This window comes from Spiroplasma sp. hy2 (assembly GCF_044714365.1).
In the GTDB taxonomy this organism is placed as follows: Bacteria; Bacillota_I; Bacilli_A; order Mycoplasmatales; family Mycoplasmataceae; genus Spiroplasma; species Spiroplasma phoeniceum.
On the sequence record NZ_RXFZ02000116.1, the window covers coordinates 1 to 3,361 of the forward strand.

Genomic DNA, 3,361 nt, shown 5'->3' on the forward strand with positions numbered 1-3,361 from the left:
TYTAATTATTTTTTTCATTAATTATTTACCTCCATATATTAAAAATATACCTAATTTTAGGTATATTTTATAAATATCAAGAGTTTTCGACAAAATTAAAGGAAAAGTTTAACTTTTTTTATGTTTAGTGTAAGATATAACTAATAGTTTTAAAAAAAACAATATTATATTATAGTAAAAAAGAATGGATTAGGAAAGTATAAATATGGCAGATCAGGTTACCATAGATCAACAGTTATTACAAAAAGAAAAAAATGTAAAAAATGAATTAGATACTATTCGTACAAAACGTCGCATTATTCTGGGAATTATGTATGGATTAATTTCTGCAGTTGGGTATTCTATTGTCCCATTAATGCTATATATTATTCCAGAACAAGGACCATATGGTAATTTAGCAGCGCCAATTAATGCCACTTTTTATGTGACAGTTCAAGAAATAATGGCAACTTTTGTAATGTTTATTTTTTATAAACCCAAAAATTTTATTAATTTTTTAAAATTACTTCGTCACAAAGAAACTTGACTAATTGTATTATATGGTTTTTTAGGTGGTCCGGCTGCAATGGTATTTTTTCAGTTATCAGTTTTATTAACAATTAATCATCAAGGTGGTACAGATGGAACTGTTCCAGGATTATTGTTAAATTTAAATGTTATTTTAGCGGCAATTGGAAGTGCTATTTTCTTTCGTGCTCGTCAAAGTAAATATACTTGAACTGCTTTAGCAATTTCTACATGTTTAATTTTAGGAATGTCAATTCATTTTGTAATTGAAGAAGGATTAGCTTGATCATCGATTGGAGGGATGTGTTTAGCTTTAGTGACCGCTGGCTTTTATGCAATGGAAGCATTAGGAATGTCCCATTTAATGAGTTCTTCAAAAATTAAATTTACAGATCATGAAACAGTATCAATTAAAACAAGTTCTTCAGCGATATTAATGTTATTATTAGGGACACCAATTGCTGCAGTTTTTTCTCATCAAAGTTTCTTAGATGGTTATAAAATTTTTGCTAATTTTCAATATTATGATTATGCATTAATTGTTCTTGCTGGAGGGATTATTATGGGTAGTTCTCGAATGCTATATTATGCATGTTTAGCAGTGTCTGGACCCACCTATACAACTTCAACCCAATTATTAATGTTTTTTTGAACCCCAATTTTTCAATATATTTTTATTGCAGTAAATGTTCCAAATAAAATTTCAGAACCAACATGATATTATTGAGTATATGTTATTCCAATTGTCTTTTGTACTTTTATTATTTCTAGCAATGAATTTTTAGTTCGTGCTAGTAAAGTTGGATCAAAGCGGGCCTTTCATGAATTATTTGGTAAGATTCCAAAACAAAATACAAAATAAGGTTAATAAAAAATAAAAATGTAAGGTATTTTACATTTTTATTTTGGAAATTATATGATTAAATATTAATAGCAAGCAAAGGAATGAACAATGAAAACAAATAGTCTTTTATTTTTACGTGCGGTCCAGTTAGCTGTGATTGCTTCATATGAATTGGTTGATAAAAATGATAAAAATATGTTAGACCAAAAAGCAGTTGATATTATTAATAAATTATTAACAAGTAATGATGTTAAAGCAAAAATTGCAATTGGCGAAGGTGAACTTGATGCAGCACCAATGTTATGTCAAGGGCAAACTTTTTCTCATCAACAAGCAATTACGATTGATATTGCAGTTGACCCAATTGAAGGGACAATACCAGCTAGTAAAAATGAACCGGGTTCAATTTTATGTATTGCTGTTGCTAAAAATAATACAATGTTACAAATCCCAGAAATGTATATGGAAAAATTGTTTTTATCACAGGACTTAGCTGTAATAGTTGATTTTAATAAACCAATTGAAGCAATTTTATTGACTTTATTAAAAATTAAGCAAAATTTATCATGTATTATTTTAAATAAACCGCGTCATCAAAAAATAATAAAAACAATGTGTCAATTAGGCATTAAGGTTGAATTAATTAATGAAGGAGATGTATTAGGGGCAATTGATGTTGTTTTAAAGAAGGCTGATTTTTTGTATGGAATTGGTGGTGCACCAGAAGGAGTTCTAATGAGTGCATTAGCAATTGCAACTAATTATAAAATGTTTGCACGTTTAATTCGGTATGAGCAAATTTGACCAAATGAAAAAGAAACAGCATTACGAATGAAAATTGAACAGCAAGGTTTAGAACAGAAAAAAATTAGTTACAACACAATTTTTTTCTGAACAAGATTTAGTTGCTGATAAACAAGCAATGTTTTTTGCCGCTAGTTTAACAGGTAGAACAGTTTTAAAACCATTACAAATTATTGAGAAAGAATATGTTGTCCATTCTTTTATTGATTATAATAATATTTATCATCAAATTATATCAAAATATCCAATAACAGATAATATTGAAGAGTTATTAAAACAATATAGTAAATAATTTTAGAGGAGGTTAGAACAATGCCATTTAGCTTAGAGAAAATTGCATTTGGAACTTTATTTTTAAAAAAAGAAGAGGCGATTATTAATGCTTTACAAAATGGTTATAAAATTATTGATACTGCTAAAGTTTATCAAAATGAAGAAATTGTTGGACGAGCAATTAAAAAATATTTAAATTCTAATAATCAAAGGCGAGAAGATATTACTATTGAAACAAAAATTTGATGTGATGATATTGAGGCAGAGAATACTACCAATGCTGTGCTAGAGTCGTTAAAACGATTAAATGTTACTTATTTAGATATTGTTTTAATTCATCGCCCAAATTTAAATTTTTACAAAACTATCAAAGCCTATACCGAATTGCTACAATGCAAAGCTAAAGGGTTAATTAATGTTGTTGGTGTAAGTAATTTTGATAAGGATATGATTGAAATTTTGTTTGAAGAAACGGGTATTTATCCAAATTTAAACCAAATTGAATTTAATCCTTTTAACCAAAGATGAGATCGTGTACAATATTGTCAAAATAAAAACATTTTGGTACAAGCATATTCACCAATTGCTAATACAATGGAAAATCAAATTCTAGTTGCCGAAGCTAAAAAATATAATTGTACTGTTGCTCAATTAGTTTTAGCTTGAATCCAATATTTTAGTATTCAACCAATTGCTAAAGCAGAACTATTACGTCATATCCAAGAAAACAAGCAGAGTGAAAAAATTAGACTAACTAAAAAAACAATTCAAATCTTACAGAGTCTTAATATGTATGATAATATTTATCCCGAAACATTTGATAGGTTTTAATAGACTTCTTGCATAACCTAGTTATTTTAAAATTCCTATAAAATATATTTAAAATAGAAATTATAGGAATCTAAAATTATGAAATTTGATAAATTTGATWWT

4 protein-coding genes are annotated in these 3,361 nt (G+C 27.2%); all 4 read left to right on the plus strand.

The features are described from left to right. Positions 1–205 precede the first annotated feature (205 nt). The 4 genes from EHV01_RS04175 to EHV01_RS04190 all read left to right on the plus strand — a co-directional run bounded on the left by EHV01_RS04175 (position 206) and on the right by EHV01_RS04190 (position 3,259). The gene (locus EHV01_RS04175) at positions 206–1,369 is read left to right on the plus strand and encodes a hypothetical protein (RefSeq protein WP_422066337.1); all 1,164 of its coding nucleotides are present in this window, start codon (positions 206–208) and stop codon (positions 1,367–1,369) included. 90 nt (positions 1,370–1,459) lie between these two features. Further along, entirely contained in the window at positions 1,460–2,266 is an 807-nt protein-coding gene (locus tag EHV01_RS04180) for a fructose-bisphosphatase class II (RefSeq protein WP_422066338.1), read from the plus strand. A gap of 7 nt (positions 2,267–2,273) precedes the next feature. Then, entirely contained in the window at positions 2,274–2,447 is a 174-nt protein-coding gene (locus EHV01_RS04185; RefSeq protein ID WP_422066339.1) for a hypothetical protein, read from the plus strand. A gap of 20 nt (positions 2,448–2,467) precedes the next feature. Continuing rightward, positions 2,468–3,259: an aldo/keto reductase family protein gene (locus EHV01_RS04190; protein WP_422066340.1), complete on the plus strand. Its 792-nt coding sequence runs from the start codon at positions 2,468–2,470 to the stop codon at positions 3,257–3,259. Positions 3,260–3,361: the final 102 nt, after the last annotated feature.